Here is a 25,546-nt window from a genome sequence, read left to right on the forward strand (position 1 = left end):
CCTAGAACCCGTGGTCTCCCGATAGCGGAAGGCGGGGCGGGAGGTGATCAAACGCACCTCCCGCCCCGCCTTCGACCCAGTGCCGACTACATCCCGGCGATGAGCTTCTCCACCCGCTCGTCCACCGAGCGGAACGGGTCCTTGCACAGCACCGTGCGCTGCGCCTGGTCGTTCAGCTTCAGATGCACCCAGTCCACCGTGAAGTCGCGGCGCTGCTCCTGCGCCTTGCGGATGAAGTCCCCGCGCAGCCGGGCGCGAGTGGTCTGCGGCGGGACCGACTTGGCCTCGAAGGTCTTCAGGTCGGTGGTGACCCGCTGCGCCTGGCCCTTGTTCTGCAGCAGGTAGAAGAGCCCGCGCCGGCGGTGGATGTCGTGGTACGCCAGGTCGATCTGGGCGACCCGCGGGTTCGACATGCTCATCTGGTGCTTCTCGCGGTAGCGCTCGATCAGCTGGTACTTCATGATCCAGTCGATCTCGGTGCCGACCTTGCCGAGGTCCTCGTCGCGCACCGCCTCCAGCGTGCGGCCCCACAGCTCCAGCACCCGGGCCACCGTGCCGGTGTTCAGGCCCTTGCGGTCGGCGAACTCCAGCGCCTTGCTGTAGTACTCCTCCTGGATCTCCAGGGCGCTGGCCTCCCGGCCGTTGGCCAGCCGGACCTGGTGGCGGCCCGTCAGGTCGTGGCTGACCTCGCGGATCGCCCGGATCGGGTTCTCCAGCGTCAGGTCCCGCATCACCACGCCGGCCTCGATCAGCCGCAGCACCAGGTCGGTGGCGCCGACCTTGAGCAGCGTGGTGGTCTCCGACATGTTGGAGTCGCCGACGATCACGTGCAGCCGCCGGTACCGCTCGGCGTCCGCGTGCGGCTCGTCCCGGGTGTTGATGATCGGACGGGAGCGGGTGGTCGCCGAGCTGACGCCCTCCCAGATGTGCTCCGCCCGCTGGCTCACGCAGTAGACCGCGCCGCGCGGGGTCTGCAGCACCTTGCCGGCGCCGCAGATCAGCTGACGGGTCACCAGGAACGGGATCAGCACGTCCGCCAGCCGGGAGAACTCCCCGTGCCGGCCCACCAGGTAGTTCTCGTGGCAGCCGTAGGAGTTGCCGGCCGAGTCGGTGTTGTTCTTGAACAGGTAGACGTCCCCGGCGATGCCCTCCTCGTGCAGGCGCCGTTCGGCGTCCACCAGGAGGCCTTCGAGGATGCGCTCGCCCGCCTTGTCGTGCGTCACCAGCTCGGTGACGTCATCGCACTCCGGAGTGGCGTACTCAGGGTGCGAACCGACATCGAGGTAAAGCCGTGCGCCATTGCGCAGGAAGACATTGCTGCTTCGTCCCCAGGAAACTACGCGGCGGAAGAGGTACCTGGCCACCTCGTCCGGAGACAGACGCCGTTGTCCCCGGAACGTACACGTGACGCCGTACTCGTTCTCCAGCCCGAAAATTCGGCGATCCATGAGGGGAGATTACGCTTCTTGAAGGGTTCTGAAACCGTTTCGGCTGCGCCAATCGGAGCACGATAATCGAAACCCACCGAACGGGTTCGGATGTGCGCGTGCCCGTGAGGTGCGGCGCCGATGGGCGTCGCACCCCACGGGCACGGTGACTGCCGCGCTACTCGTCGGCGGAGCCGGCCGGGCCCTTCTTGCCGCCCGCGCCCTTGCCGTCGGCGTCGCCGGCGTCCTCCGCGGCGGCCGACTCGTCGCCGCTCAGCAGCCGGGCCAGCTGGCCGCCCAGGATCCGCTTGAACTTGCGCTGCTGGGGCCGGTGGCGGTCCAGCACGGCCACCTCCAGCTGCTCGGGCGTGAGGGTGCGCGGCGAGCCGCCGTTGGGGTCCCGGGCCAGCGACTCGACGGCCACCTTGAGCGCCTCCGCCAGGCTCAGGCCCGGCTGGTGGCGCTGCTCCAGGTACGTCCCGATCGAGTCCGCGTTGCCGCCGACCACGACGGTGTTCTGCTCGTCCACCACCGAACCGTCCGGGGTGAGCCGGTAGATCTGGTCGTCCTCGGTGGCCTTGCCCACCTCGGCGACGATCAGCTCCACCTCGTACGGCTTCTCGCCGACCGAGGAGAAGATGGTGCCCAGCGTCTGGGCGTAGACGTTGGCCAGCCCACGGGCCGTCACATCGGCCCGGTCGTAGGAGTAGCCGCGCAGATCGGCGTAGCGGACGCCGCCGATCCGCAGGTTCTCGAACTCGTTGTAGCGGCCGACCGCGGCGAAGGCGATCTTGTCGTAGATCTCGGACACCTTGTGCAGCGCCCGGGAGGTGTTCTCGGCCACGAAGACGATGCCGTCGGCGTAGGTGAGCACGACCACGCTGCGACCGCGCGCGATGCCCTTGCGGGCGTACTCCGCGCGGTCCGCCATGGCCTGCTGAGGCGAGACGTAGAACGGTGTGGACACCGGCGGTCGTCCCCTTCTGTCAGGTGGGTGGGGTGTGGGGCTGGCGGACTACAGCAGGGGGGCCTGCGGGCCGTTCGGACGGGTGTTGCGGTGCTCGACGATCGAGTGCGCGATCGTGGACACCTCGTCGTCGGACAGCCTGCGGAAGCCGTCCTCGGTGATCAGCGAGACGATCGGGAAGATCTTGCGCGCCAGGTCGGGACCACCGGTCGCCGAGTCGTCGTCGGCGGCGTCGTACAGCGCCTGGACGACCAGGGTGGCGGCCTCGTCACCCGTCAGGTCGTCGCGGTAGAGCTTCTTCAGCGAGCCCCGCGCGAAGATCGAACCGGAACCGGTGGCGGTGAAGCCCCGCTCCTCGGAGCGGCCGCCGGTGACGTCGTAGCTGAAGATCCGGCCGCGACCGAGGTCCAGGTCGTAGCCGGCGAACAGCGGGACGACGGCCAGGCCCTGCATCGCCATGCCCAGGTTGCCCCGGATCATCGTGGTGAGCCGGTTGGCCTTGCCCTCCAGCGAGAGGACGGCGCCCTCGATCTTCTCGTAGTGCTCCAACTCCAGCTGGAAGAGCCGGACCATCTCGACCGCGAGTCCGGCGGTGCCGGCGATGCCGACCGCGCTGTACTCGTCGGCCGGGAAGACCTTCTCGATGTCGCGCTGCGCGATCACATTGCCCATGGTGGCCCGGCGGTCACCCGCGATCACCACCCCGCCGTCGAAGACCGCCGCGACGATAGTGGTGCCGTGCGGCGCATCGACGGTCAGCCCCGCGGGGAGCGGACGCCGTCCGGGGAGCAGTTCCGGCGAATGGTCCGCCAGGAACTCGATGAACGACGAGGATCCCGGGGTGAGGAAGGCAGCCGGTAGACGCCCGGTGCCACGAGTGTTGGCTTCCACACGATTCCTTCCAGATAGTCGGCAGCCCGCCGGAGCGCGTCGGGCCGGTCCCTCATCTGCCCCAGTGCCGCGTTGCACGCGAAGCAGAGGATGCCACGGACCCTACCCGTTTCGTGGTCGTGATCCACATGTTCCGCCCGCTTCTCCAGACAGATCACGCAGAGGTGGCGCTGCTCGGCGAGCATGGCCTGCAGGTCGGCCTCGGTCATGCCGTACGTGCGCCGGAAATAGCTCTCGCGATTACGCGCGGACCGGCACGGTTTGCAATAGGGCGCAAGACCGCTCGGCTGCCGCGCGTTCCTGTCCCATTCGCTGTGCGGCTTCACTTCTTCGCAGTCGGGGCACCGCTTGTGCCCTTCCGGCACCTCGACGCGCGGCCTGACCACTTTCCCTTTGGCCTGCTGTCGAGCGTCGTAATAACGCGCGGAGCATTCGCGGCAATATGCCTGAAGACCACTCTTCATCGACCGATTGCGCGCGAACGCTCCGCACTCGAGCCATTGCTGACAGCGGCTGCACCACGCCCGATTTACCGAATCGGACATTGGGGACTATTGCCCACCCTTCTGGACAAATCCCCTAACAAAGTCCTCTGCATTCGACTCGAGCACTTCGTCGATTTCGTCCAATACCGCGTCCACGTCGTCGCTCAGCTTTTCCTGGCGCTCCTTGAGCTCCTCGGAGTTCTGCGTTTCCGCAGTCTGCTCCTCGACCTCCTCGGAGGAGCGGTTCGCCCGCTGCTGGCCGCCGCCGGTGTCCTTGGTCGCCATGTCCCTCACCCCGCTCGAATTCGTCTGGCACGGTTGGTCCAAGCTTGCTGCTCAGACCCTATACACCGGGTGCGACTGGCGCTGCCCGTTTGCGTGGTATCCGCGGTATGGGTGCCGCGTCGACCCTGGTCCTGCGTGCGTCCTGCGTCCTCACCCTGTTCAACGTCCGGACGTCACCTGGATGATTCCCCTTCAGCGGGGTGTTCACCCGTGGTGATCGCCCGCGCACGGGATCAGCCGCCGGAGAGCACCCGGACCAGGTCCTCGGCGGTGCGGCAGCGGTCCAGCAGTTCCTTGACGTGGTTGCGGGTGCCGCGCAGCGGCTCCAGGGTCGGGACCCGCTGCAGGGAGTCGCGGCCGGGCAGGTCGAAGATGACCGAGTCCCAGGAGGCCGCCGCGACGTGCTCCGCGTACTGCTCCAGGCAGCGGCCGCGGAAGTACGCCCGGGTGTCCTCCGGGGGCTTGTGGGCGGCCCGCAGGACCTCTTCCTCGGTGACCAGGCGCTCGAAGCGGCCGCGCGCCACCAGGCGGTTGTAGAGGCCCTTGTCGGGCCGCACGTCGCTGTACTGGAGGTCGACCAGGTGCAGCCGGGGGTTGTCCCAGTCCAGGCCGTCGCGCTGGCGGTAGCCCTCCAGGAGCTCCTTCTTGGCGACCCAGTCGAGCTGCTTGGACAGGCTCATCGGGTCGCGCTCCAGGCGGCCGAGCACGTCCTCCCAGCGGGCCAGCACGTCAATGGTCTGCTCGTCGGCGTCGTGCCCGTAGCGGTCCTCGACGTACTTGCGGGCCAGCTCGCAGTACTCCATCTGGAGCTGGACGGCGGTCAGCTTGCGGCCGCTGCGCAGCACGATCAGGTGTTCGAGCGAGGAGTCGTGGGAGACCCGGTGCAGGGTGCGCACCGGCTGGTCGACGGCGAGGTCGACGGCGATGAAGCCGGCCTCGATCATCGCCAGCACCAGCGAGGTGGTGCCGAGCTTGAGGTAGGTGGAGATCTCCGAGAGGTTGGCGTCGCCGATGATCACGTGCAGCCGGCGGTACTTCTCGGCGTCCGCGTGCGGTTCGTCCCGGGTGTTGATGATGGGGCGCTTGAGGGTGGTCTCCAGGCCGACCTCGACCTCGAAGTAGTCGGCCCGCTGGCTGATCTGGAAGCCGTTGGCGGAGCCGTCCTGGCCGATGCCGACCCGGCCCGCGCCGGTGACCACCTGGCGGGAGACGAAGAACGGGGTGAGGTGGCGGACGATGTCGGCGAACGGCGTGGCCCGCTGCATCAGGTAGTTCTCATGGGTGCCGTAGGAGGCGCCCTTGTTGTCGGTGTTGTTCTTGTACAGGTGGATGGTCTGCCCGTTGGGCAGTTCCAGGGCGCGGGCGGCTGCCTCGGCCATGATCCGCTCGCCGGCCTTGTCCCAGAGCACCGCGTCGCGCGGGTTGGTGACCTCGGGCGAGCTGTACTCGGGGTGCGCGTGGTCCACGTAGAAGCGGGCCCCGTTGGTGAGGATGATGTTGGCCAGGCCGATGTCCTCGTCGGTGAGCTGGCTGGAATCCGCCACCTCGCGGGCGAGGTCGAAACCCCGGGCGTCCCGCAGTGGGTTCTCCTCCTCGAAGTCCCAGCGGGCGCGGCGCGCCCGGTGCATCGCCGCGGCGTACGCGTTGACGATCTGGGACGAGGTGAGCATGGCGTTGGCGTTGGGGTGCCCGGGTACGGAGATGCCGTACTCGGTCTCGATGCCCATCACGCGCCTTACGGTCATGCGGCCCTCCTTGCCCGTCGCCCCGCCCCGAGCGGGCGGGACACCGACGTCCCTGCTGTGCGCCGCGGCTGACGGACCGTCCGGCGGGCCGGCCGCGGGTGGTGCCTGGTGCGCTGCGCCGACGGTCCGGGGCTGTCCGGGCCCCGGTGTGCCAGACACCCCGTCCGGCCGTGGGCCCGGGGGCACACGGCCGGACGGGGTGTCGGAGCGTGTCGTCGCACAGGTGGTGCTGGTACTTCCTCGTTCTACAGGTACTGGCCGGTGTTGGCCACGGTGTCGATGGAGCGGCCGGACTCGGCGCCCTGCTTTCCGGTGACCAGCGTGCGGATGAAGACGATCCGCTCGCCCTTCTTGCCGGAGATCCGGGCCCAGTCGTCCGGGTTGGTGGTGTTGGGCAGGTCCTCGTTCTCCTTGAACTCGTCCACGCAGGCGGCGAGCAGGTGGGAGACGCGCAGACCGCGCTGGCCGTGGTCGAGGAAGTCCTTGATGGCCATCTTCTTCGCACGGTCGACGATGTTCTGGATCATCGCGCCGGAGTTGAAGTCCTTGAAGTACAGGACCTCCTTGTCACCGTTGGCGTAGGTGACCTCCAGGAAGCGGTTCTCCTCGGTCTCGGTGTACATCCGCTCCACGACCGCCTGGATCATGGCGGCGACCGTGCTGTCCAGCGACCCGTCGTGCTCCTTGAGGTCGTCCGGGTGGAAGGGCAGCGAGGTCTTGAGGTACTTGGAGAAGATGTCCTTGGCCGCCTCGGCGTCCGGACGCTCGATCTTGATCTTGACGTCGAGCCGGCCCGGGCGCAGGATCGCCGGGTCGATCATGTCCTCGCGGTTGGAGGCGCCGATCACAATGACGTTCTCCAGCCCCTCCACGCCGTCGATCTCGGCGAGCAGCTGGGGGACGATGGTGTTCTCCACGTCCGAGCTGACACCGGAGCCGCGGGTGCGGAAGAGCGACTCCATCTCGTCGAAGAAGACGATCACGGGGGTGCCCTCGCTGGCCTTCTCACGAGCGCGCTGGAAGACCAGGCGGATCTGCCGCTCGGTCTCACCGACGTACTTGTTGAGCAGCTCGGGGCCCTTGATGTTGAGGAAGTAGCTCTTGCCCTGGGGCCGGCCGGTGACCTCGGCGACCTTCTTGGCCAGCGAGTTGGCGACCGCCTTGGCGATCAGGGTCTTTCCGCAGCCGGGCGGGCCGTAGAGCAGCACGCCCTTGGGCGGGCGCAGCTCGTACTCCTTGAAGAGCTCGGCGTGCAGGTAGGGCAGCTCGACCGCGTCGCGGATCATCTCGATCTGGGCGTGCAGACCGCCGATCTGCCGGTAGTCGATGTCCGGGACCTCTTCGAGGACGAGCTCCTCGACCTCGGACTTCGGGACCACCTCGTAGACGTAGCCGGATCGCGGCTCCATCAGCAGCGAGTCGCCGGGGCGGAGCATGATGTCGCGCAGCGGCTCGGCGAGCCGCACCACCCGCTCCTCGTCGGTGTGCCCGGTGACCAGCGCGCGTTCGCCGTCCTCCAGGACCTCCTTGAGGGTGACGATGTCACCGATGCTCTCGAATTCGAAGGCGTCGACGATGTTCAGTGCCTCGTTCAGGAGTACTTCCTGGCCGCGGCGCAGCTCGTCGAGTTCGAGGCTGGGGCTGACGTTGACGCGCAGTTTGCGCCCGCCGGTGAAGATGTCGGCGGTGCCGTCCTCGTTCTGGCTGAGGAAGGTGCCGAACCCGGCGGGTGGCTGGGCCAGCCGGTCCACCTCTTCCTTGAGGGCCACGATCTGGTCGCGGGCCTCACGCAGGGTGGAGGCGAGCCGTTCGTTCTGGGCGGAGACTCCGGCCAGGTTGGTCTGGAGCTCGACGATCCGGTCCTCGAGAATTCTCGACGAGCGCGGCGAGTCGGCGAGCTTGCGGCGCAGGACAGCGATCTCCTGCTCGAGGTACGAGACCTGTGCGGCCTCGTCGGAACCACGAGCGGGCTTGCCTGCCGTGCGGTTGTAGTCGTCATCGTGGGCTGCCACGGTCCTCACCTCCTCCTGGGGAGCGGGATGCTTCCAGACCCTACCTGGACCAGGGGCCGGCTAAACCCCTAGATCAGAAAGACGGAAGGGGTGTGTCCGATCTTCACCCGTGTGTGCTTCCCCTCTGGCAGAGAGATACCCACCGCACACCGTCGGAAAGCGGGCAGATGTATCGTCGAGCAAGTCAATACCCGATCGTGACCGTTCCTCCTGGACGGATCGTCGGACAAGCGGACAGAACGGCAGGAGACGATGTCGGTGACCAGCGAGGCGACCAGTGGGGCAGCGGTCGGCGAGCCCCTCGAGGTGTGGATCGATCAGGACCTGTGCACAGGTGACGGCATCTGCGTCCAGTACGCGCCGGAGGTCTTCGAGCTGGACATCGACGGCCTGGCCTATGTGAAGGGCGAGGACGACGAGTTGCGCCAGCAGCCCGGCGACAGCGCGCCGGTCCCGCTGACGCTCCTTCAGGACGTGGTGGACTCGGCCAAGGAGTGCCCGGGCGACTGCATCCACGTCCGCCGGGTGAGCGACCGGGTCGAGGTCTACGGACCGGACGCCGACTGAGCGGCCGATCGCCCGCGCTGGCGCCCCGTCAGGCCGTGGCCGACGGGGCGCTGGTCTGGGTGCGGACGTAGGAGCCGCCCTTGCGGGTCCAGTTGAGCGAGACCGTGAGGTCGGGGCAGCAGCGCGGCACGGCGGCGGTGGAGTAGCCGCGGGCCTGGGCGGTGAGCACGCCGTCGCTGCGCAGGGCGAGCCGGGTCACGGTCAGGTTCTCCTGCCAGGAGACCAGGGTGTCGCGGACCACCGGGTGGCCGTCGGCGCCGGCGCCCAGGACGAAGACGCCGTCCGGCGGGGTGCCGTTGTCGGCGTCGCAGTGCGCGGCGACCACGGTGCTGGGGGTGCCGTCGCCGAGGTCGGCGGCGAAGCTGACGGAGACCTTGACCGGGAAGGGGCCGCAGTCCAGCGGCAGCACGGCCTGGGCGGGGTCGGGCGCCTGGGCGGTCGGGACGGGCTCGGGAGCGCCGGTCGGGGCGGCGGTGACGGTGCCACTGGCGCTGCCGCCGGCCAGCGCGGCGGCCACCACGGCCACGCAGGCGGCCAGGACGACGCTCCAGTGCAGCAGGCCCGGGCGGGCGTGCGCGGGGGTGGTGTCGGGTCGGCCCGCGACCGGCTCGGGCGGCCGGGCGGGCGCTATACCGGTCGCTGACTCGTGCACTGCGTCGTCCGCCAAGGGGGCCCCTCCACCGGCAGGATGTCCGTGTTGCCAGCATCGTCGCACATCAGAGGCGGTGGTTCGGCACCGGGCCGCCGGGTCACAAGCCGGGTCACGCGCCGGGTACGCCGAAGGGCGGCGCCGTGGGCGCCGCCCTTCGTGGTGAGGTCGTTGCGGGGTCAGTCCTGCTCGATGACGGGGTTGTCCTCGCGGGTGGCCGCCCGGGCGGCCGCGCGCTCGGCGAGCGAGGGCTCCGGGGTGCCGCTGTCGTAGTCCTCGCCGTACGAGCCCTTGGCGGGGCGGCGGCGGCGCAGCGGCGGCTCGACGCCGTCCGCGAGCCGGCGGGAGGTCAGCAGGAAGCCGGTGTGACCGATCATCCGGTGGTCCGGGCGGACCGCGAGGCCCTCCACGTGCCAGGTGCGGACCATGGTCTCCCAGGACTGCGGCTCGGTGAAGTTGCCGTGCTCGCGCAGCGCCTCGACGGTGCGCGACAGCTGCGTGGTGGTGGCCACGTAGCAGCAGAGCAGGCCGCCGGGGACGAGCGCCTTGGCGGCGACGTCCAGGCACTCCCAGGGGGCGAGCATGTCCAGGATGATCCGGTCGACGTCGTCCTCGACCAGGTTGTCCTGCAGGTCGCCGACGGTGAGCTTCCAAGCCGGGTGCGGGCTGCCGAAGTAGCGCTCGACGTTCTTGCGGGCGATGTCCGCGAAGTCCTGGCGGCGCTCGTAGGAGGCCAGCATGCCGGTGTCGCCGACCGCGCGCAGCAGGTAGGTGCTGAGCGCGCCGGAGCCGACGCCGGCCTCGACCACGCGGGCGCCGGCGAAGATGTCGGCCATCGCCAGGATCTGACCCGCGTCCTTGGGGTAGATCACGGCGGCGCCGCGGGGCATGGACAGGACGTAGTCGGGGAGCAGAGGGCGCAGCGCGAGATAGGGAACGTTCCCCGTGGTGCGCACGACCGTGCCTTCGGGGGCGCCGATCAACTCGTCATGCGGGAACGCACCCTTGTGGGTGTGGAAGTTCTTCCCGGCTTCGAGCGTGAACGTGTAGTGGCGGCCCTTGGGGTCGGTCAGCTGAACCTGATCCCCGACCGTGAATGGCCCCCGCCTGCGGGTGGCACCGGTCGGTTCGGACATAAGGACAATCCTAAGGGAACCGGGACCAGCCCCCGACCACCAGAAGTCTCAACGGCCGGTGACGGCTGCGGTGAGCCGGCGTTCGACGTCCAGCACGGCCAGCACGCCGTAGACCGAGCCGTCCGCCTCGACCACCAGGTACTCGCTGGCGGGGGTGGCCCGCAGGGCGTTCAGCAGATCCTCGCCGCTGAGGTCGCCGGCGAGGCGCATCCCCGGCTCCAGCGAGCGGGCGAGGGCGCCGACCGCGACCCAGGGGCGGCGCTGCTCGGGCACCTGGAGCACCGCGGCCTCCTTGACCAGCGCGGCCGGCTCGCCGTAGCCGTCGACCACCAGGACGGCGCCGGCCTGCGCCTCGCGGGCCTGGCGCAGCGCCTCGGCGAGCGGGGTGTCGGCGCTGACCGAGACGGCCCGGCGGGTGAGGCTGCGCAGCGTCAGGCCGGGCAGCGCGGCCTTCAGGCGGGCGTTGCGCACGGCGGCGCCGGCGCCGTTCCAGATCACCACGGCCAGCACGGCGGCGAGCACGGTGTCCAGCAGCGCGTCACCCGAGGACCGGTTGCCGCCACGGGCGGCGCTGACCGCCGGCAGGCCGAACAGCACGGCCAGGGCCAGCACCCGCCCGGCCCAGGCGGCGGCGACGGTGCCGGCCATCGGGCGGCCGGTCACCCCCCAGACCACCGCGCGCAGCATCCGGCCGCCGTCCAGTGGCAGGCCTGGCAGCAGGTTGAAGACCGCGACCACCAGGTTGGAGACCGCGAGACCGGCGATCAGCACGCCGGGGACGGTGTCGGTCTCGACGAACTGCAGCGCGCCCCAGCAGATGCCGCCGAGCACCAGCGAGAGCAGCGGTCCGACGAAGGCCAGCCAGAACTCGCGGCCCGGGGTCTCCGCCTCCCGCTCGATCTCCGAGATGCCGCCGAGGAACTGCAGTTGGATCCGCCGTACGCCCAGCTTGTAGCGCAGTGCGACCAAGGTGTGAGCGAGCTCGTGGACCAGCACCGAGCCGTAGAAGGCGATCGCGAAGGAGAGCGCGACCAGATAGCGGGTGGCGCCGAGCCCGGGCAGCACGTTGGCGAGCTGCCCGCCGAAGATCCAGGTGATCAGGCCGGCGATCAGGAACCAGGTGGGCGTGACGTAGATCGGGACGCCGAACGGGCGGCCCATCAGGATGCCGCCGCCGGGACGAACCGGCCCCTGCGGGGGCCCGTCCTTCCCGGGTGGCTGCTTGGAGGTCTGCTGACCCGTGGTGTCGCTCACCGTGACCCCTTCAGGTCGTCGTCCCCGCCCTTGTCCCGCTCCCCTGCCGGGCGGGTGGCTTCCCCACGCTACGTGATCTCCGGCCACGGCCGCGGGACGCCCCTGTCACCAAGTGTCCTACCCACCCGGGGCCCTCGGCCACCAGCACCGGACCGGGCTGTGAGCGCCCTGACAGCCGGATGACGGCCGGACCCCATAGGGTCGGGTCCATGCAGCCGACCGAGACCGCCCGCCGGGCCGTGCCCCCGACCGGGCTCTCCCCCTCCCGTGCCGGGGACTTCCTGACCTGCCCGCTGCTCTACCGGCTGCGGGTGATCGACAAGCTGCCGGAGCCGCCCAGCGCGGCGGCGACCCGGGGCACCGTGGTGCACGCCGTGCTGGAGCGGCTCTTCGACCACCCCGCCGCCGAGCGCACCGCGGACCGGGCCAGGGAGCTGCTGCGCCCGCAGTGGGAGCGGATGCTGGGCGAGCGCCCGGAGCTCGCCGAGCTGTTCGCCGACGATCCCGAGGGCGCCGTGCTGGCCCGCTGGCTGGGGGACGCCGAGAAGCTGCTCGGCCAGTGGTTCAGGTTGGAGGACCCGACCCGCCTGGAGCCCGCCGAGCGCGAGCTGTACGTGGAGACCGTGCTGGAGTCGGGCCTGAAGCTGCGCGGCTACATCGACCGGGTGGACGTCGCTCCCACCGGCGAGGTGCGGCTGGTGGACTACAAGACCGGCCGGGCGCCCTCGCGGGACTTCGAGGGCAAGGCGATGTTCCAGATGAAGTTCTACGCCCTGGTGGTCTGGCGCTGGAAGGGCGTGATCCCCAAGCGGCTGCAGCTGGTCTACCTCGGTGGGGGCGGCGACGTGGTCAGCTACGACCCCGACGAGACCGACCTGCTGGCGGTGGAGCGCAAGCTGCTGGCGCTCTGGGAGACGATCAGCCGGGCGGTCGCCACCGGAGAGTTCCCGGCCACCCGTAACCGGTTGTGCGACTGGTGCGACCATCAGCAGAGCTGTCCGGAGTTCGGGGGCACTCCGCCGCTCTACCCCCTTCCCGTGATCCCGCCGGCGCGGAACGAGCCCGCGATCGGCGAGGGATCGATCGGCGAGGTATCGAACACGCAGATGAGCGAGCAGATGAGCGAGGAGTCCTAAGTGGCGATCCGGGTGCTGCTGGTCGATGACCAGCCTTTGCTGCGCACCGGTTTCCGGATGATTCTGGAGGCCGAGGCCGACCTGGTGGTGGTGGGTGAGGCCGGGGACGGGCAGCAGGCGCTGGAGCAGGTGCGGGCGCTGCAGCCCGACGTGGTGCTGATGGACATCCGGATGCCGCGGATGGACGGGGTGGAGGCCACCCGGCGGATCGCCGGGCCCGGGCGGGACGGCCCGGTGAAGGTCCTGGTGCTGACCACCTTCGACCTGGACGAGTACGTGGTGGAGGCGCTGCGGGCCGGTGCCAGCGGCTTCCTGCTCAAGGACGTACCGGCCGAGGAGTTGGTGCAGGCGATCCGGGTGGTGGCGGACGGCGCGGCGATGCTCGCCCCCTCGATCACCCGGCGGCTGCTGGACCTCTACGCCACCCGGCTGCCGTCCGGCGACGAGACGCCCTCGCCGGCGCTGAGCACGCTGACCGAGCGCGAGATGGAGGTCCTGCGGCTGGTGGCGCGGGGGCTGTCCAACGCGGAGATCGCCGGCGAACTGTTCGTCAGCGAGACCACGGTGAAGACCCATGTCGGCCATGTGCTGACGAAGTTGGGACTGCGCGACCGGGTGCAGGCGGCGGTCTACGCCTACGAGAGCGGGCTGGTGCGCCCCGGCGCGCTGTAACCACGCCGAAGGGGTGCCCCGCACAACTGCGGGGCACCCCTTCGACGTTGGGTCAGCTGCGGCCGATGTTCGCGAAGCGGAACACGCCGGTGCTGTCGATGGTGCTCTCGACGCCGGTGATGTTGTTGCGCGAGACGTAGAACGACTTGTTCTGGAAGAGCGGCACCATCGGCACGGTGTCCGCGATGATGTTCTGGATGGTGCCGTAGGTGCCGGCCGCGGCGCTGCGGTCGGCCTGCGTCAGCGTCTGCGGGACCAGCGACTGGGTGATCTGCGCGTTGTCGTAGCCGGTGTGGTAGGCACCGCCGCCCACCACCAGCGGGACCACGAAGTCGTCCGCGTCCGGGTAGTCGGCGGTCCAGCCGGCCGTGTAGGCCTGGTAACTGCCGTCCGCCCAGCCCTTCTTGAAGGCCGTCCAGTCGGCCTCCTGGTGGACGGTGACCTGGAACAGGCCACTGGCCTCCAGCTGCTTCTTGATCTCCGCCGACTCGGCGCCCTGGGCGGAGGCCCGCGACCAGGTCAGGCTGAGCTTGACCGGCAGCTGGACCTTGGCGGCCGACAGGATCGCCTTGGCCTTGGCCGGGTCCGGGTCACCGTACTTGTCGAAGAAGGCGGTGGTGTGGCCGCCGATGCCCTGCGGCACCACGGAGTACAGCGGCTCGACGGTACGCGCGTAGACGTTGCTGATCAACGCGTCCCGGTCGATCAGCTGGGCCACTGCCTGGCGCACCGCGAGCTGGCCGGTGGTCTGGTCCTTGGTGTTGAAGAGCAGGAAGCGGGTGTCGCTGCCCTCGCCCACGGCCACCTTGTAGTTGCCCTTGCCGGCCTGCTGGTCGGCCTCCAACTGGGCCGAGACATTGGGGTCCAGGCTGTTGTCGGTGAGGTCGACGTCGCCGGCGTCCAGCGCGGTCTTCAGCTCGACCGGCGTGTTGAAGAAGCGCACGGTGAACTTGGAGTTGTTGAGCTTCTCGTCGCCCTGGTAGTGGCTGTTCGCCGACATGACGATCTTGCCGGGGGCCTTGGCGCCGTCCGAGCCGGTCATCTCGTCGATCGAGTCGATCTTGTAAGGACCGGAGCCGACCACCTGGGCGTTCGGCAGCTCCTTGTTTGCGGGGAAGACGCTGTGGTCGACGATCGAGCCGGCGCCGCTGGCGAGCTTGTCGGGCAGCACCGCGTCGGGCTGGGTGAGGTGGAAGACCACCACGCTGTCGCTGGGCGCCTCCACCGACTTGACGGTGTCGAAGAGCCCGGCCGGACCGTTGGGGTCGTTGATCGACTTCATCCGGTTCATCGAGAAGACCACGTCCTGCGCGGTCAGCGGGTGACCGTTGGAGAAGGTCAGGCCCGACCGCATGGTGCACTGGTACGTCATCGCGTCGGCGCCGGTGAACTGGCAGGACTGCGCGGCGTCCGGCTGCGGGGAGGTGGCACCGACCGGGAAGCTCAGCAGCGACTGGAAGGTGTTGTTGAGGATCAGCCAGGCGCCCTGGTCGTAGGCGCCGGCCGGATCCAGCACGCTGGTGACCTCGGTGGTCCCCATCGTGATGGCACTGCTGCTGCCGCCGCCGCCCACTGCCGACTGCACCGAGCCGCAGCCCGAGACGGTGGTGGCGACCAGAAGCGCGCAGCCCACCGCGGCCATCCGGCCGGGTGCGCGTCGTATGGCTGAAGTCATGCGTTCCTTCTCCGTGCTGGCCGGCCTGGGGGTGCCGGTGAGCAGCCGTCGGCGGCCCGGATGGGGTGCTTCGCAGACGACGCTCGAACATGTCGGGATAGACCCACGCAGCCTGCCACACGACCCCTGTGCCGCCGTCACCCCTCCCTGCCGACGGCGCCCCAGCACGGCACGGCGCCAGCCGAGTTGTCGCGCAATGCCCGATTTCTCCCGGCTGCCCGTGATCTGTTACCCCGTGGGCGGATCGCAAGTGAGACGAGCGTCACACCCGGGCGGCCACCACTGAGCGCAGCAGGTCGAGATCCACTTCCTCCAGCGACGCCAAGACCGTGCGGCCCGGGCCCGGCCCGATCGGCGCGACCGACGGCACCGCGATCACCGGGCAGCCGGCCGCCTCGCCGGCCTGCACGCCCAGCGGGGCGTCCTCGATCACCACGCAGCGCCCCGGCTCGGCGCCGAACCGGGCCACCGCCGCGAGGTACGGGTCCGGGTGCGGCTTGGTGCGGGCCACCTCGTCGCCGGAGACCGAGAAGGCGAACGGGTGGTCGCCGAGGTTCTTCAGCACCAGGTCGATGATGTGGCGGTGCGAGGCGGAGACCAGCGCGGTGGGGATGGCGTGCTCGGCCAGCGTGGCCAGCAGCCGGGCGGCGCCGGGCATCAGCGGCGCGCCGCCGTCCAGCAGTTCGACGAAGCGCTGGTTGATCAGCGTGCTCAACTCGGCAGGGGCGAGCTGCACCCCGGTGGCGTCCAGCAGGTAGGCGACCACCCGGCTCATCGGGCCGCCCACGCAGTGCACCCGGTGCGACTCGTCCAGCGGGTGTCCGAGCTCGGCGAAGAGCGAGGCCTCGGCCTGCCACCAGAAGTCCTCGGTGTCCACCAGCGTCCCGTCCATGTCCAGCAGCACCGCCTGCAGGCCCTGGCCGCCGGACTGCTCCAGGGCCGGGGTGATGGTGTCGATGCTGGTCATTGGACACGTCCCTTCACTGCGCGCGACCCCCGGGATGGTGCGGGCCGACTCGCGCTGGTGCGCGAGTCGGCCCGTACGGGGTCGTCCAGGATACGCGCAGCCCGCCAAACGCCGCGCGACCTGCGGGTTACCGCGCGTTGAAGTACGTCGCCTGCGGGTGGTGGATGACGATCGCGTCGGTGGACTGCTCCGGGTGCAGCTGGAACTCCTCGGAGAGCACCACACCGATCCGCTCGGGCTTGAGCAGCTCGGCGATCTTGGCGCGGTCCTCCAGCTCGGGGCAGGCACCGTAGCCCAGCGAGAAGCGGGCGCCGCGGTACTTCAGGGCGAACATGTCCTTGACGTCCTGCGGGTCCTCGTCGCCGAAGCCGAGCTCGAAGCGGACCCGGGCGTGCCAGAACTCGGCCAGCGCCTCGGCGAGTTGGACGGACAGGCCGTGCAACTCCAGGTAGTCGCGGTAGGCGTCCGCCTTGAACAGCTCATTGGCGGCCTCGGAGATCCGATTGCCCATGGTGACCACCTGCAGGCCGAGCACGTCGCGCTCGCCGCTCTCCTCCGGGCGGAAGAAGTCGGCCAGGCAGAGCCTGCGGCCGCGGCGCTGGCGCGGGAAGGTGAAGCGGGTGTGCTCGCTGCCGTCCAGGTTGTAGACCAGCAGGTCATCGCCCTTGGAGGCGGCCGGGTAGTAGCCGTAGACCACGGCCGGCTCCAGCCAGCCCTCGGTCTGCAGCCGGTCCAGCCACATCCGCAGCCGCGGCCGGCCCTCGGTCTCCACCAGCTCCTCGTAGCTCGGGCCGGCGCCGGTGCGGGCCGCCTTCAGGCCCCACTGGCCCTTGAAGAGCGCGTCCTCGTCCAGCCAGGAGGAGTAGTCGGCGAACGGGATGCCCTTGACGATCCGGTCCCCCCAGAACGGCGGCTCCGGCACCCGGTTGTCGACGGCGACGTCCGAGCGGATCTGGCCGAGGTTCACCTCCTCCGGCTCCTCGACCTCCACCCGGGCGTGCCGGCGCTGCTTCAGCTCGGGCAGCACCACGCCCGGCACCCCGCGCTTGACGCCGATCAGCGCGTCCATCAGCCGCAGGCCCTCGAAGGCGTCGCGGGCGTAGCGGACCTCGCCGTCGTAGATCTCGTGCAGGTCCTGCTCGACGTAGGCGCGGGTCAGCGCGGCGCCGCCAAGGATGACGGGGTAGTCGGCCGCCAGCTTGCGCTGGTTGAGCTCCTGGAGGTTCTCCTTCATGATGACGGTCGACTTCACCAGCAGCCCGGACATCCCGATCACGTCGGCCTGGTGCTCGACGGCCGCGTCCAGGATCGCCGAGACCGGCTGCTTGATGCCGAGGTTGACCACGGTGTAGCCGTTGTTCGACAGGATGATGTCGACCAGGTTCTTGCCGATGTCGTGCACGTCGCCCTTGACGGTGGCCAGCACGATGGTGCCCTTGCCCTCGTCATCGGACTTCTCCATGTGCGGCTCCAAGTGGGCCACCGCGGTCTTCATCACCTCGGCGGACTGCAGCACGAACGGCAGCTGCATCTGGCCGGAGCCGAACAGCTCGCCGACCACCTTCATGCCCGACAGCAGCGTGTCGTTGACGATCTCCAGCGCCGGGCGCAGCGTCAACGCCTCGTCCAGGTCCGCCTCCAGGCCCTTGCGCTCGCCGTCGATGATCCGGCGCTGCAGGCGCTCCTCCAGCGGCAGGGCGGCCAGCTCCTCCGCCTTGGAGGCCGCGCTGGACGCCGCGCTGACGCCCTCGAAGAGCTGCAGCAGCCGCTGCAGCGGGTCGTAGGCCGGCTCGGTGTCGGTGGCCGGGCGGCGGCGGTCGTAGACCAGGTCGAGGGCGACCTCGCGCTGCTCCTGAGGGATCCGGGCCATCGGCAGGATCTTGGAGGCGTGCACGATCGCCGAGTCCAGGCCCGCCTCCACGCACTCGTTGAGGAAGACCGAGTTGATCACCTGGCGGGCCGCCGGGCTGAGCCCGAAGGAGATGTTGGACAGGCCCAGCGTGGTCTGCACCGCCGGGTGGCGGCGCTTGAGCTCGCGGATCGCCTCGATCGTCTCGATGCCGTCGCGCCGGGACTCCTCCTGGCCGGTGCCCAGCGTGAAGGCCAGGCAGTCGACGATCACGTCGTGCTCGGCGATGCCGTACTCCTCGCCTAGCTGGGTGATCAGCCGCTCGGCGATGGCGACCTTGGTCTCGGCGGTGCGGGCCTGGCCCTGCTCGTCGATGGTCAGCGCGATGACGGCGGCGCCGTGCTCGCGGGCCAGTGCGGCGACCTTGCCGAAGCGGGTGTCCGCGCCGTCGCCGTCCTCGTAGTTGACCGAGTTCAGCACCGCGCGGCCGCCCAGCAGCTCCAGGCCCGCGCGCAGCACGTCGGTCTCGGTGGAGTCCAGCACGATCGGCAGGGTGGAGGCGGTGGCGAGCCGGCCGGCGATCTCCTTCATGTCGGCCACGCCGTCCCGGCCGACGTAGTCCACGCACAGGTCCAGCAGGTGGGAGCCATCGCGGATCTGCTCGCGGGCGATCTCCACGCAGGCCTGCCAGTCGCCGGCCAGCATCGAGTCGCGGAACTTCTTGGAGCCGTTGGCGTTGGTCCGCTCGCCGATCGCCAGGTAGGAGGTGTCCTGGCGGAACGGGACGGACTGGTAGAGCGAGGCGGCGGCCGGCTCAGGCTTCGGGTCGCGGGCGGCGACCTCGCGGCCCCGGACGCGGTCGACCACCTGGCGCAGGTGCTCGGGGGTGGTGCCGCAGCAGCCGCCGACCAGCGAGAGGCCGTACTCGCGGGTGAAGGTGTCGTGGGCGTCCGCGAGCTCCTCGGGGCTCAGCGGGTAGTGCGCGCCGTCCTTGCCGAGCACCGGCAGGCCCGCGTTCGGCATGCAGGACAGGCCGATCCGGGCGTTCTTGGACAGGTAGCGCAGGTGCTCGCTCATCTCGGCCGGGCCGGTGGCGCAGTTCAGGCCGATGTAGTCGATGCCCAGCGGCTCCAGGGCGGTCAGCGCCGCGCCGATCTCCGAGCCGAGCAGCATGGTGCCGGTGGTCTCCACCGTCACCTGGGCCAGGATCGGCAGGTCGAGGCCGGCGTCGGCCAGCGCCAGCTTGCAGCCCAGGACCGCGGCCTTGGTCTGCAGCAGGTCCTGGCTGGTCTCCACCAGCAGCGCGTCGGCGCCGCCGGCGATCAGGCCGGCCGCGTTCTGCCGGAAGCCCTCGCGCAGCAGCTGGTACGGGGCATGGCCGAGGGTCGGCAGCTTGGTGCCCGGGCCGATCGAGCCCAGCACCCAGCGCGGGCGGTCCTCGGTGGCGAAGGTGTCGGCGACCTCGCGGGCGATCCGGGCGCCGGCCTCGGAGAGCTCGAAGACCCGCTCGGGGATGTCGTACTCGGCCAGCGCCGCATGGTTGGCGCCGAAGGTGTTGGTCTCCACGCAGTCCACGCCGACGCCGAAGTACGCCTCGTGCACCGAGCGCACGATGTCGGGTCGGGTGATGTTCAGGACCTCGTTGCAGCCTTCGAGGTCCTGGAAGTCCTCCAGGGTGGGGTCCTGCGCCTGGAGCATGGTGCCCATCGCACCGTCGGCGACGACGACCCGGGTGGCGAGGGCCTCCCGCAGCGCGGTGGCGCGGCTCTGCTGGGCGGCATTGGGGACACTGGTTGCCATGGGGCTACTCCCTGGATGCGACGGCTGTCGGCTATGCGCTCCCCTCGGAAACGGGGGTGCACGCCGTCAGCGTAACCGCACCGGCCGATTGCCACCGTCCATTCCGTATGGTGGGCGGTTCACTGGCAAGGGGAGGCGATGTGCGGCCGGACGGGCGATTGCGGCGCAGGTGGGGCGATAGGTGGCGCGGCCTGCGCGGTCGGTGGGGCGGCTTGCGCGGTCGGTGGGGCGCCAGGTGGCGCGGCTGGCCGGCCTGGCGGCGGCGGACGGCGGGCGGGGCGCTGGCGCTGGTCGCGGTGCTGGTGCTCCCGGTCGGTTCGGCCGCTCTGGCGCTGCGCCTGGAGGCCGCCGGCACCCCCTCGACGCAGGCCGTCACCCGCGGGCGGGACGCCGTCTGGCTCGGCCACGCGTGGGTGGACGGGAGCAAGGGTCCGGCCCAGCTGGCCGCGCTGCCGCAGCTGGTGCGCGGCGGCGTCCACGACCTCTATGTGCACGCCGGGCCGCTGGAGCACGACGGCTCGCTGCCTGCCGCGCGCTACCCGCAGGCCCGCGCCCTGCTGGACGCGGTGCACCGGGAGCTGCCGGGCGTACGGGTGCAGGCGTGGCTCGGCGATGTGGTCGAGCCGGAGGACGCCGGGCTGCAGCTGGACAGTCCCGCCGTCCGGGACCGGATCGCCGTCTCGGCCCGCCAGGTGCTGGACGCCGGCTTCGACGGGGTGCACCTCGACCTGGAGCCGGTGCACTCGGGCGACAGCGGGTACCTCGCGCTGCTCGACCAGGTGCACGCGGTGACGGCGGCGCGCGCGGTGCCGCTGTCGGTGGCCACCCCGCAGATCGACCCGCTGCCCGCGCTGCACACCGTGCCGGGCGCGCTCACCGGGCACCCCAAGTGGTGGTCGCAGGCGTACTTCGGCCAGGTCGCGCGGCGGGTGGAGCAGGTGGCGGTGATGTCGTACGACACCGGGATGCCGGTGCAGTCGCTCTACAGCGGCTATGTCGCCCAGCAGACCGCGCTCGCGCTGGAGGCCGCCCCGGCGGGCACCGACGTGCTGATGGGCCTGCCGGCGTACTACGCGAACTCGTGGGGCCACCGCGGCTCGGCCGAGACGGTCGGCGCGGCGCTGCGCGGCGTACGGCTGGGGCTCAGCCGCACGGCGGTGGGCCGGCAGGGCTTCGGGGTGGCGATGTACGCCGACTTCACGGCCACCGCCGGGGACTGGGCCGCCTACCGGGAGATCTGGTGCCGGGAGGGTTAGTTGACGGCCCGTCAGCTTTTGGGCTGACGGGCCGTCAACTGCGGTTCGCTCAGCTGAAGTCGAGCTCGCCGGTGCGGGTGCGCTTCAGCTCGAAGAACTTCGGGTAGCTCGCCAGCAGCCGGGCGCCGTCGAAGACGCGCAGCGCGTCCTCGCCGCGCGGGATGGCGGTGAGGACCGGGCCGAAGAAGGCCACGCCGTCGATGTGGATGGTCGGGGTGCCGACGTCCTCACCGACCGGGTCCATGCCCTCGTGGTGGCTGCGGCGCAGCGCCTCGTCCCACTGCGTGCTCTGGGCGGCATCGGCCAGCTCGGCCGGCAGGCCGAGCTCGGCGAGCGCCTGCGGGATGACCACGGAGAAGTCCTTGTTCTGCTCGTTGTGGATCCGGGTGCCGAGCGCGGTGTAGAGGTCGCGCAGCACCTTGGGACCGTGCTGCTCGGCCGCCGCGATGCAGACCCGGACCGGGCCCCAGCCGCGGTCCAGCATCTCGCGGTAGTTCTCCGGCAGGCCCTCGCGGTTCTCGTTGAGGACGGAGAGGCTCATCACCCGGAAGTTGAGCTCCAGATCGCGGTACTGCTCGACCTCCAGGATCCAGCGCGAGGTGATCCAGGCGAAGGGGCACAGCGGGTCGAAGTAGAAGTCGACCTTGGTGGGGGCGGCGGCGGTCTGCTCGGAAGTCGTCATACCTTCAACAATAGAGGGCCGCCAGGTTCGGAGTCAGGGCCATTGGACTACGGGCTTGGCGGGCCATTCGGGGTGGTTCCGGCGGTGATCCGCCAGAGGCCCGCGAGCTCGTAGTAGACGCCGTTCACGAGTTGCAGCAGCACCAGGGTGACCGGCCAGAGCAGGCCGCCGAGTCCGGGGACGGCGTCCACCGGGAGGGTGTACGCCATCACGATCCGGGCCGCCGCGTCCACGAGCATGGCGACACCCCAGATCACCGTGGACACCCGCCAGATCCGGCGGAAGGCCGGCTCACGCTCCCACAGGACGTCCCAGGAGGTGCCGTCGGAGCGCCAGCGCCCCTCCAACAGCGGTCGGCCCCCGAGGAAGACCAGCGGGCGCCGGGCACGCACCGAGGCCAGGAAGAGCAGGCCGGCCACGCCCGTCACCCAGCCGTCCTTCGCCAGCATGAAGCGGGTGCTGCCGCTGACCAGGGTGGCCGCGAGCCCGAGCAGCATCACCGCCGCCACGAACGACGCCATCGCGTCCAACCGCCGCTGCCGGACCCACTGCACCGCCGTGGTCGCCAGCGGGAGCAGCGCGCCCACGAGCAGCGCGGCGAAGACGCTCATTCCCGCCGCGCGCAGCCCGTAGTAGAGGGCGATCGGCGCCGCCACGTCCCACAGCGTCTTGAGCAGCACGCCTCGGCTGCTGGTTCGGCTGCTGGTTCGGCTGCTGGGAGGTCCGCTCGACGGTGCTCGCATGGGTGGGCTCCTGCCTCGGTCGGGCGGGGGTGAAACCCGGCGGCGACAGTGCGGCGGGTTACAGTCCCAGGGTCGGATCGCAGCCAACTCACCGCCGCTCTTTGGAGACTGACATGGATCCCGTATTCGTTGACTTCTCGACCCCGGAGCTGCGCAGGGGCAACGCCGAGGCGCGCACGGAGAAGTGCTCGGCCGATCGCGACCACCTCGCGCTCGGCGCCGGTGGGGCGGTGGAGATCGACTTCGACGTACCGGTCGACGCGGACGCCCTGCCCGAGGAGCTCACGCTCAAGATCCGCGCGCTGGTCTCCAAGTTGGGCGCGCGCCTCGGGTACGCGCCGCTGGAGGTGACGGTGAACGGCGCCGCGCTGCTGGCCGACCACCGGATAGCCGGCGGCGGGGACCTGCCGCACGAGACGGTGGTCGCCGTCCCGCGGGCGCTGCTGCGCCCGGGCGGCAACACGCTGCGCCTGCGGTCCGGCGACGACGCCAGGTCGCAGCTCTGGCTCTACCGCGTGCTGCTGGAGTCGGTGGCGGACCGCGACGGCGCCGAGCGCGCATGGCTGGCCGACGCCGCCGAGGAGTCGCTCCTCACCTACGACACCTACCGGCGTGCGGCGGACGGCGACAGCTGGGAGCCCGGGCCGCCGCTGCGGGTGTACCTCGACAGCGGCGAGCGCGGGCTGCCGGCGCAGCTGGGCTGGCGCGATGTCGAGGGCGTCGAGGCGTCCGTCAGCTTCGGCACCGAGCTCTTCACCTTCTACGGCCAGCTGCGCGACCAGGACGGCGACTGGTTCGAGCTGCGCGGCGACCTCACCGGCCGCACCGCCTTCCCCGCCCGGAGCAGGTCCCAGGAGGTGCTGCGCTTCGCCACCGAGGCCGGTTGGGGCGGGCGTTGGCACCAGGGCGGCCCGTTGACGCTCATCCTGGCGACCGGCGGCGCGCCGCTGGAGCGGATCAACTGGTCGGACCAGCGCGGCTGCTCGGCCTCGATCGGCCTGATCGACTGCGGCGCGTCGTTCCTCGGCTGGTCGCAGCGCGTCAACGAGGGCGCGGTCGGCTACCGGGGCACCGTCGTCGCGGCGCCGAGCGAGCCGGGCGAGCCGGGCACGAGCCCCTTCCCACTGGCGGACCTGGAGGAGATCGCCGCGACGGTCGGCCGGATCGGCGAGAACGTCGCCAAGCAGGTCTCGGCCTGGCTGCGCGCGCTTTAAGAATCACGGTGTGCGCACGCTCCGCTACGATGCGTGGCCATGATCCTTGTGCGTCCCAAGCTCCTCGCCGCCCTGACGGCCGCCGCGCTGCTGCTGCTCGGCGCGGCCTCCCCAGCGGCCGCCTCTCCCACAGCCGACTCCCCCGCACCGGCGACCGGGTATGCCGCGCTCGGTGACTCCTACGCCGCCGGGGTGGGCGCCGGTGCGTACGACCAGGCCGGCGGGGACTGCCACCGCAGCACCCGCGGCTACCCCGCGCTCTTGGCCGCCCGCGCCAAGCCCTCGGCCTTCCAGGACGTCGCGTGCACCGGCGCCACCGCCGCGAGTGTGCTGAGCGACCAGCTGCCCGCCGTCCCGACCGGGACGGCGGGCCTGGTCACGCTGACCGTGGGCGGCAACGACCTGGACTTCGTGGACGCGGTGACCAGTTGCCTGCAGCCGTTCACCACCGAGGGCAAGTGCAACCAGGCGCTGGACCACTCCACCCAGCTGCTGCGGGACCAGCTGCCCGGCGCGCTCGACCGGCTGCTGACCGGCATCGGCCAGGCCCAGCCGTCGGCCCGCGTGGTGGTGACGGGCTATCCGCATCTGCTGGAGACCGGGACCACCTGCTTCGTCGCCACCACGTCCGAGCGCAAGCGCTTCAACGCGTTGACCGACCAGCTGGACGACGTACTGCGCCAGCGCACCGCGGCGCAGGGCGATCGCTTCCGCTTCGCCGACCCGCGCCCCGCCTTCGCCGGCCACGGCATCTGCACCGCGCACGGCCCGGAGTGGATCAACCGGATCGTCCTCACCCCGCTGTGGGAGTCCTTCCACCCGACCGCCGACGGGCAGTCCCTCGGCTACCTGCCGACCGTCGCCACGGCAGTCACCGGGTAGGCCGCGGCGGCGTCCGTACGCCATGACGGGCCTTTCGCGCCACCGCTTTTCGGGCCGCCCCGGGACTGCTTAACCCCGCAGCCCAGCGGATATATCCCGGTAGGCTGGGCAGGTAGGACCGTGGAACGGAGCGTTCCACGCGAGGCAGAAACAGTCGGCAGCCGGTCACCGGCCCGCAGGCGCGGGACACGGCCGGGCCGGCCGGAGGGAGACGCTGGGTGATCGAGCTGGAAGATGTTCCCGAGTTGATCGACCCGGTCATGGTCTGCGCCTTCGAGGGCTGGAACGACGCGGGCGACGCCGCCTCGGCAGCGGTCGGACATCTGGACGAGACCTGGGGCGGCAAGGTCTTCGCCGCCCTGGATGCGGAGGACTACTACGACTTCCAGGTCAACCGCCCCACGGTCTGGCTGGACGGCGGGGTCCGCCGGATCACCTGGCCGACCACCCGGCTGTCCGTGGTCCGGGTGACCGAGCCGAAGACCCGGGACCTGGTGATCGTCCGCGGCATCGAGCCCAGCATGCGCTGGCGTTCGTATTGCAACGAGCTGCTGGGCTTCGCCCACGAGCTGGGCGTCGAGCTGGTGGTGATCCTGGGCGCGCTGCTCGGCGACACCCCGCACAGCCGTCCGGTCCCGGTCAGCGGGGTCACCTCCGACGCCGACCTGGCCCGCACGCTCGACCTGGAGGAGAGCCGCTACGAGGGCCCGACCGGCATCGTCGGGGTGCTCCAGGAGGCCTGCGCGCACGCCGGCGTGCCCGCGGTGACGCTCTGGGCCGCGGTGCCGCACTACGTGGCGCAGCCGCCCAACCCCAAGGCCACCCTCGCGCTGCTGAACAAGCTGGAGGACCTGCTCGACCTGCGGATCCCCCCGGGCGACCTGCCCGAGGACTCCCGCGCCTGGCAGCTGGGCGTGGACCAACTGGCCGCCGAGGACACCGAGGTGGCCGAGTACGTGCAGCAGCTGGAGGAGGCCCAGGACACCGCCGAGCTCCCGGAGGCGAGCGGCGATGCGATCGCACGCGAGTTCGAACGCTACCTGCGGCGCCGCGAGAACCAGGGGCCGACCGGCGAGAAGCCGGTGAGCGGGCGGGCCCTGGCCGAGCGCTCGCCCGAGGCGAGCGAGGCCGCCGAGCCCACCGATCCCACCGAGGCGGTGGAGGCGGTGGACACCGCGGAGCCGGTCGAGCCCGGCGACGGGACGGCCGCCCGCGAGGCGGGCGAGGAGCGCGGCGAGGACTGACTCGCGAG

General features: G+C 70.8%; 21 protein-coding genes and 1 pseudogene. 7 read left to right on the forward strand and 15 right to left on the reverse strand.

Annotation, left to right across the window (positions count from 1 at the left end):
* Window positions 1–86 precede the first annotated feature (86 nt).
* From pafA to arc, 7 genes and pseudogenes are all read right to left on the reverse strand, one after another.
* Entirely contained in the window at window positions 87–1,448 is a 1,362-nt protein-coding gene (pafA, locus tag P3T34_RS08870; RefSeq protein ID WP_280665457.1) for a Pup--protein ligase, read from the reverse strand.
* A gap of 157 nt (window positions 1,449–1,605) precedes the next feature.
* On the reverse strand, window positions 1,606–2,394 hold the full coding sequence (gene prcA / locus P3T34_RS08875) for a proteasome subunit alpha (protein WP_280665458.1): 789 nt from the start codon (window positions 2,392–2,394) through the stop codon (window positions 1,606–1,608).
* 48 nt (window positions 2,395–2,442) lie between these two features.
* On the reverse strand, window positions 2,443–3,285 hold the full coding sequence (prcB, locus tag P3T34_RS08880; protein WP_280665459.1) for a proteasome subunit beta: 843 nt from the start codon (window positions 3,283–3,285) through the stop codon (window positions 2,443–2,445).
* Window positions 3,286–3,305: 20 nt separating this feature from the next.
* Window positions 3,306–3,830, reverse strand: a pseudogene (locus P3T34_RS08885) (endonuclease VII domain-containing protein); the annotation flags it as partial.
* Window positions 3,831–3,836: 6 nt separating this feature from the next.
* On the reverse strand, window positions 3,837–4,055 hold the full coding sequence (locus tag P3T34_RS08890) for a ubiquitin-like protein Pup (protein WP_280665460.1): 219 nt from the start codon (window positions 4,053–4,055) through the stop codon (window positions 3,837–3,839).
* A 233-nt stretch (window positions 4,056–4,288) separates the two neighbouring features.
* The gene (gene dop / locus P3T34_RS08895) at window positions 4,289–5,800 is read right to left on the reverse strand and encodes a depupylase/deamidase Dop (RefSeq protein WP_280665461.1); all 1,512 of its coding nucleotides are present in this window, start codon (window positions 5,798–5,800) and stop codon (window positions 4,289–4,291) included.
* 245 nt (window positions 5,801–6,045) lie between these two features.
* The gene (arc, locus tag P3T34_RS08900; RefSeq protein ID WP_280665462.1) at window positions 6,046–7,812 is read right to left on the reverse strand and encodes a proteasome ATPase; all 1,767 of its coding nucleotides are present in this window, start codon (window positions 7,810–7,812) and stop codon (window positions 6,046–6,048) included.
* Between the two features lie 252 nt (window positions 7,813–8,064).
* Between arc and P3T34_RS08905 the strand changes: the two genes are divergently transcribed.
* Window positions 8,065–8,379: a ferredoxin gene (locus tag P3T34_RS08905; RefSeq protein ID WP_280665463.1), complete on the forward strand. Its 315-nt coding sequence runs from the start codon at window positions 8,065–8,067 to the stop codon at window positions 8,377–8,379.
* 28 nt (window positions 8,380–8,407) lie between these two features.
* On the opposite strand, the gene P3T34_RS08910 is transcribed toward P3T34_RS08905, so the two are convergent.
* From P3T34_RS08910 to P3T34_RS08920, 3 genes are all read right to left on the reverse strand, one after another.
* On the reverse strand, window positions 8,408–9,046 hold the full coding sequence (locus P3T34_RS08910; RefSeq protein WP_280665464.1) for a hypothetical protein: 639 nt from the start codon (window positions 9,044–9,046) through the stop codon (window positions 8,408–8,410).
* Between the two features lie 161 nt (window positions 9,047–9,207).
* Window positions 9,208–10,164, reverse strand: a complete 957-nt coding sequence (locus tag P3T34_RS08915) for a tRNA (adenine-N1)-methyltransferase (RefSeq protein ID WP_280665465.1) — start codon at window positions 10,162–10,164, stop codon at window positions 9,208–9,210.
* Between the two features lie 48 nt (window positions 10,165–10,212).
* Window positions 10,213–11,418, reverse strand: coding sequence for a site-2 protease family protein (locus tag P3T34_RS08920; RefSeq protein WP_280665466.1), 1,206 nt, complete (start codon window positions 11,416–11,418; stop codon window positions 10,213–10,215).
* Between the two features lie 209 nt (window positions 11,419–11,627).
* On the opposite strand from P3T34_RS08920, the gene P3T34_RS08925 reads away from it, so the two are divergent.
* The gene (locus P3T34_RS08925; protein WP_280665467.1) at window positions 11,628–12,554 is read left to right on the forward strand and encodes a RecB family exonuclease; all 927 of its coding nucleotides are present in this window, start codon (window positions 11,628–11,630) and stop codon (window positions 12,552–12,554) included.
* The gene (locus P3T34_RS08930; RefSeq protein WP_280665468.1) at window positions 12,555–13,226 is read left to right on the forward strand and encodes a response regulator transcription factor; all 672 of its coding nucleotides are present in this window, start codon (window positions 12,555–12,557) and stop codon (window positions 13,224–13,226) included.
* Window positions 13,227–13,278: 52 nt separating this feature from the next.
* Here P3T34_RS08930 and P3T34_RS08935 read toward each other — a convergent pair whose 3' ends face one another.
* From P3T34_RS08935 to metH, 3 genes are all read right to left on the reverse strand, one after another.
* Window positions 13,279–14,901, reverse strand: a complete 1,623-nt coding sequence (locus tag P3T34_RS08935; RefSeq protein ID WP_280665469.1) for an ABC transporter substrate-binding protein — start codon at window positions 14,899–14,901, stop codon at window positions 13,279–13,281.
* A 262-nt stretch (window positions 14,902–15,163) separates the two neighbouring features.
* On the reverse strand, window positions 15,164–15,868 hold the full coding sequence (locus P3T34_RS08940; protein WP_280665470.1) for an HAD family phosphatase: 705 nt from the start codon (window positions 15,866–15,868) through the stop codon (window positions 15,164–15,166).
* Between the two features lie 127 nt (window positions 15,869–15,995).
* A complete protein-coding gene (gene metH / locus P3T34_RS08945; protein ID WP_280665471.1) occupies window positions 15,996–19,517 on the reverse strand; it encodes a methionine synthase in 3,522 nt (1,173 codons plus the stop codon).
* 212 nt (window positions 19,518–19,729) lie between these two features.
* On the opposite strand from metH, the gene P3T34_RS08950 reads away from it, so the two are divergent.
* The gene (locus tag P3T34_RS08950) at window positions 19,730–20,773 is read left to right on the forward strand and encodes a hypothetical protein (RefSeq protein WP_280665472.1); all 1,044 of its coding nucleotides are present in this window, start codon (window positions 19,730–19,732) and stop codon (window positions 20,771–20,773) included.
* A gap of 49 nt (window positions 20,774–20,822) precedes the next feature.
* Here P3T34_RS08950 and P3T34_RS08955 read toward each other — a convergent pair whose 3' ends face one another.
* Both P3T34_RS08955 and P3T34_RS08960 read right to left on the reverse strand, forming a co-directional pair.
* Entirely contained in the window at window positions 20,823–21,455 is a 633-nt protein-coding gene (locus P3T34_RS08955; protein WP_280665473.1) for a DsbA family protein, read from the reverse strand.
* Between the two features lie 47 nt (window positions 21,456–21,502).
* Window positions 21,503–22,198, reverse strand: coding sequence for a VC0807 family protein (locus P3T34_RS08960; protein WP_280665474.1), 696 nt, complete (start codon window positions 22,196–22,198; stop codon window positions 21,503–21,505).
* Window positions 22,199–22,311: 113 nt separating this feature from the next.
* On the opposite strand from P3T34_RS08960, the gene P3T34_RS08965 reads away from it, so the two are divergent.
* The 3 genes from P3T34_RS08965 (at window position 22,312) to P3T34_RS08975 (ending at window position 25,538) form a co-directional block, all read left to right on the forward strand.
* A complete protein-coding gene (locus P3T34_RS08965; RefSeq protein WP_280665475.1) occupies window positions 22,312–23,412 on the forward strand; it encodes a hypothetical protein in 1,101 nt (366 codons plus the stop codon).
* 39 nt (window positions 23,413–23,451) lie between these two features.
* Window positions 23,452–24,294 (forward strand): SGNH/GDSL hydrolase family protein, encoded by an 843-nt coding sequence (locus tag P3T34_RS08970; RefSeq protein ID WP_280665476.1) that lies wholly within the window; start codon window positions 23,452–23,454, stop codon window positions 24,292–24,294.
* A gap of 218 nt (window positions 24,295–24,512) precedes the next feature.
* On the forward strand, window positions 24,513–25,538 hold the full coding sequence (locus tag P3T34_RS08975; RefSeq protein ID WP_280665477.1) for a PAC2 family protein: 1,026 nt from the start codon (window positions 24,513–24,515) through the stop codon (window positions 25,536–25,538).
* Window positions 25,539–25,546: the final 8 nt, after the last annotated feature.

This window comes from Kitasatospora sp. MAP12-44, from assembly GCF_029892095.1.
GTDB lineage: Bacteria > Actinomycetota > Actinomycetes > Streptomycetales > Streptomycetaceae > Kitasatospora.

Excerpts from the sequence above, each read along its gene's own strand:
- P3T34_RS08940 (WP_280665470.1), bottom strand. The coding sequence starts at position 15,868 with ATGACCAGCATCGACACCATCACCCCGGCCCTGGAGCAGTCCGGCGGC.
- dop (WP_280665461.1), bottom strand. The coding sequence starts at position 5,800 with ATGACCGTAAGGCGCGTGATGGGCATCGAGACCGAGTACGGCATCTCC.
- pafA (WP_280665457.1), bottom strand. The coding sequence starts at position 1,448 with ATGGATCGCCGAATTTTCGGGCTGGAGAACGAGTACGGCGTCACGTGT.
- P3T34_RS08960 (WP_280665474.1), bottom strand. The coding sequence starts at position 22,198 with ATGCGAGCACCGTCGAGCGGACCTCCCAGCAGCCGAACCAGCAGCCGA.
- metH (WP_280665471.1), bottom strand. The coding sequence starts at position 19,517 with ATGGCAACCAGTGTCCCCAATGCCGCCCAGCAGAGCCGCGCCACCGCG.
- P3T34_RS08925 (WP_280665467.1), top strand. The coding sequence starts at position 11,628 with ATGCAGCCGACCGAGACCGCCCGCCGGGCCGTGCCCCCGACCGGGCTC.
- P3T34_RS08905 (WP_280665463.1), top strand. The coding sequence starts at position 8,065 with ATGTCGGTGACCAGCGAGGCGACCAGTGGGGCAGCGGTCGGCGAGCCC.
- P3T34_RS08915 (WP_280665465.1), bottom strand. The coding sequence starts at position 10,164 with ATGTCCGAACCGACCGGTGCCACCCGCAGGCGGGGGCCATTCACGGTC.
- P3T34_RS08935 (WP_280665469.1), bottom strand. The coding sequence starts at position 14,901 with ATGACTTCAGCCATACGACGCGCACCCGGCCGGATGGCCGCGGTGGGC.
- P3T34_RS08970 (WP_280665476.1), top strand. The coding sequence starts at position 23,452 with ATGATCCTTGTGCGTCCCAAGCTCCTCGCCGCCCTGACGGCCGCCGCG.
- P3T34_RS08955 (WP_280665473.1), bottom strand. The coding sequence starts at position 21,455 with ATGACGACTTCCGAGCAGACCGCCGCCGCCCCCACCAAGGTCGACTTC.
- P3T34_RS08965 (WP_280665475.1), top strand. The coding sequence starts at position 22,312 with ATGGATCCCGTATTCGTTGACTTCTCGACCCCGGAGCTGCGCAGGGGC.
- P3T34_RS08890 (WP_280665460.1), bottom strand. The coding sequence starts at position 4,055 with ATGGCGACCAAGGACACCGGCGGCGGCCAGCAGCGGGCGAACCGCTCC.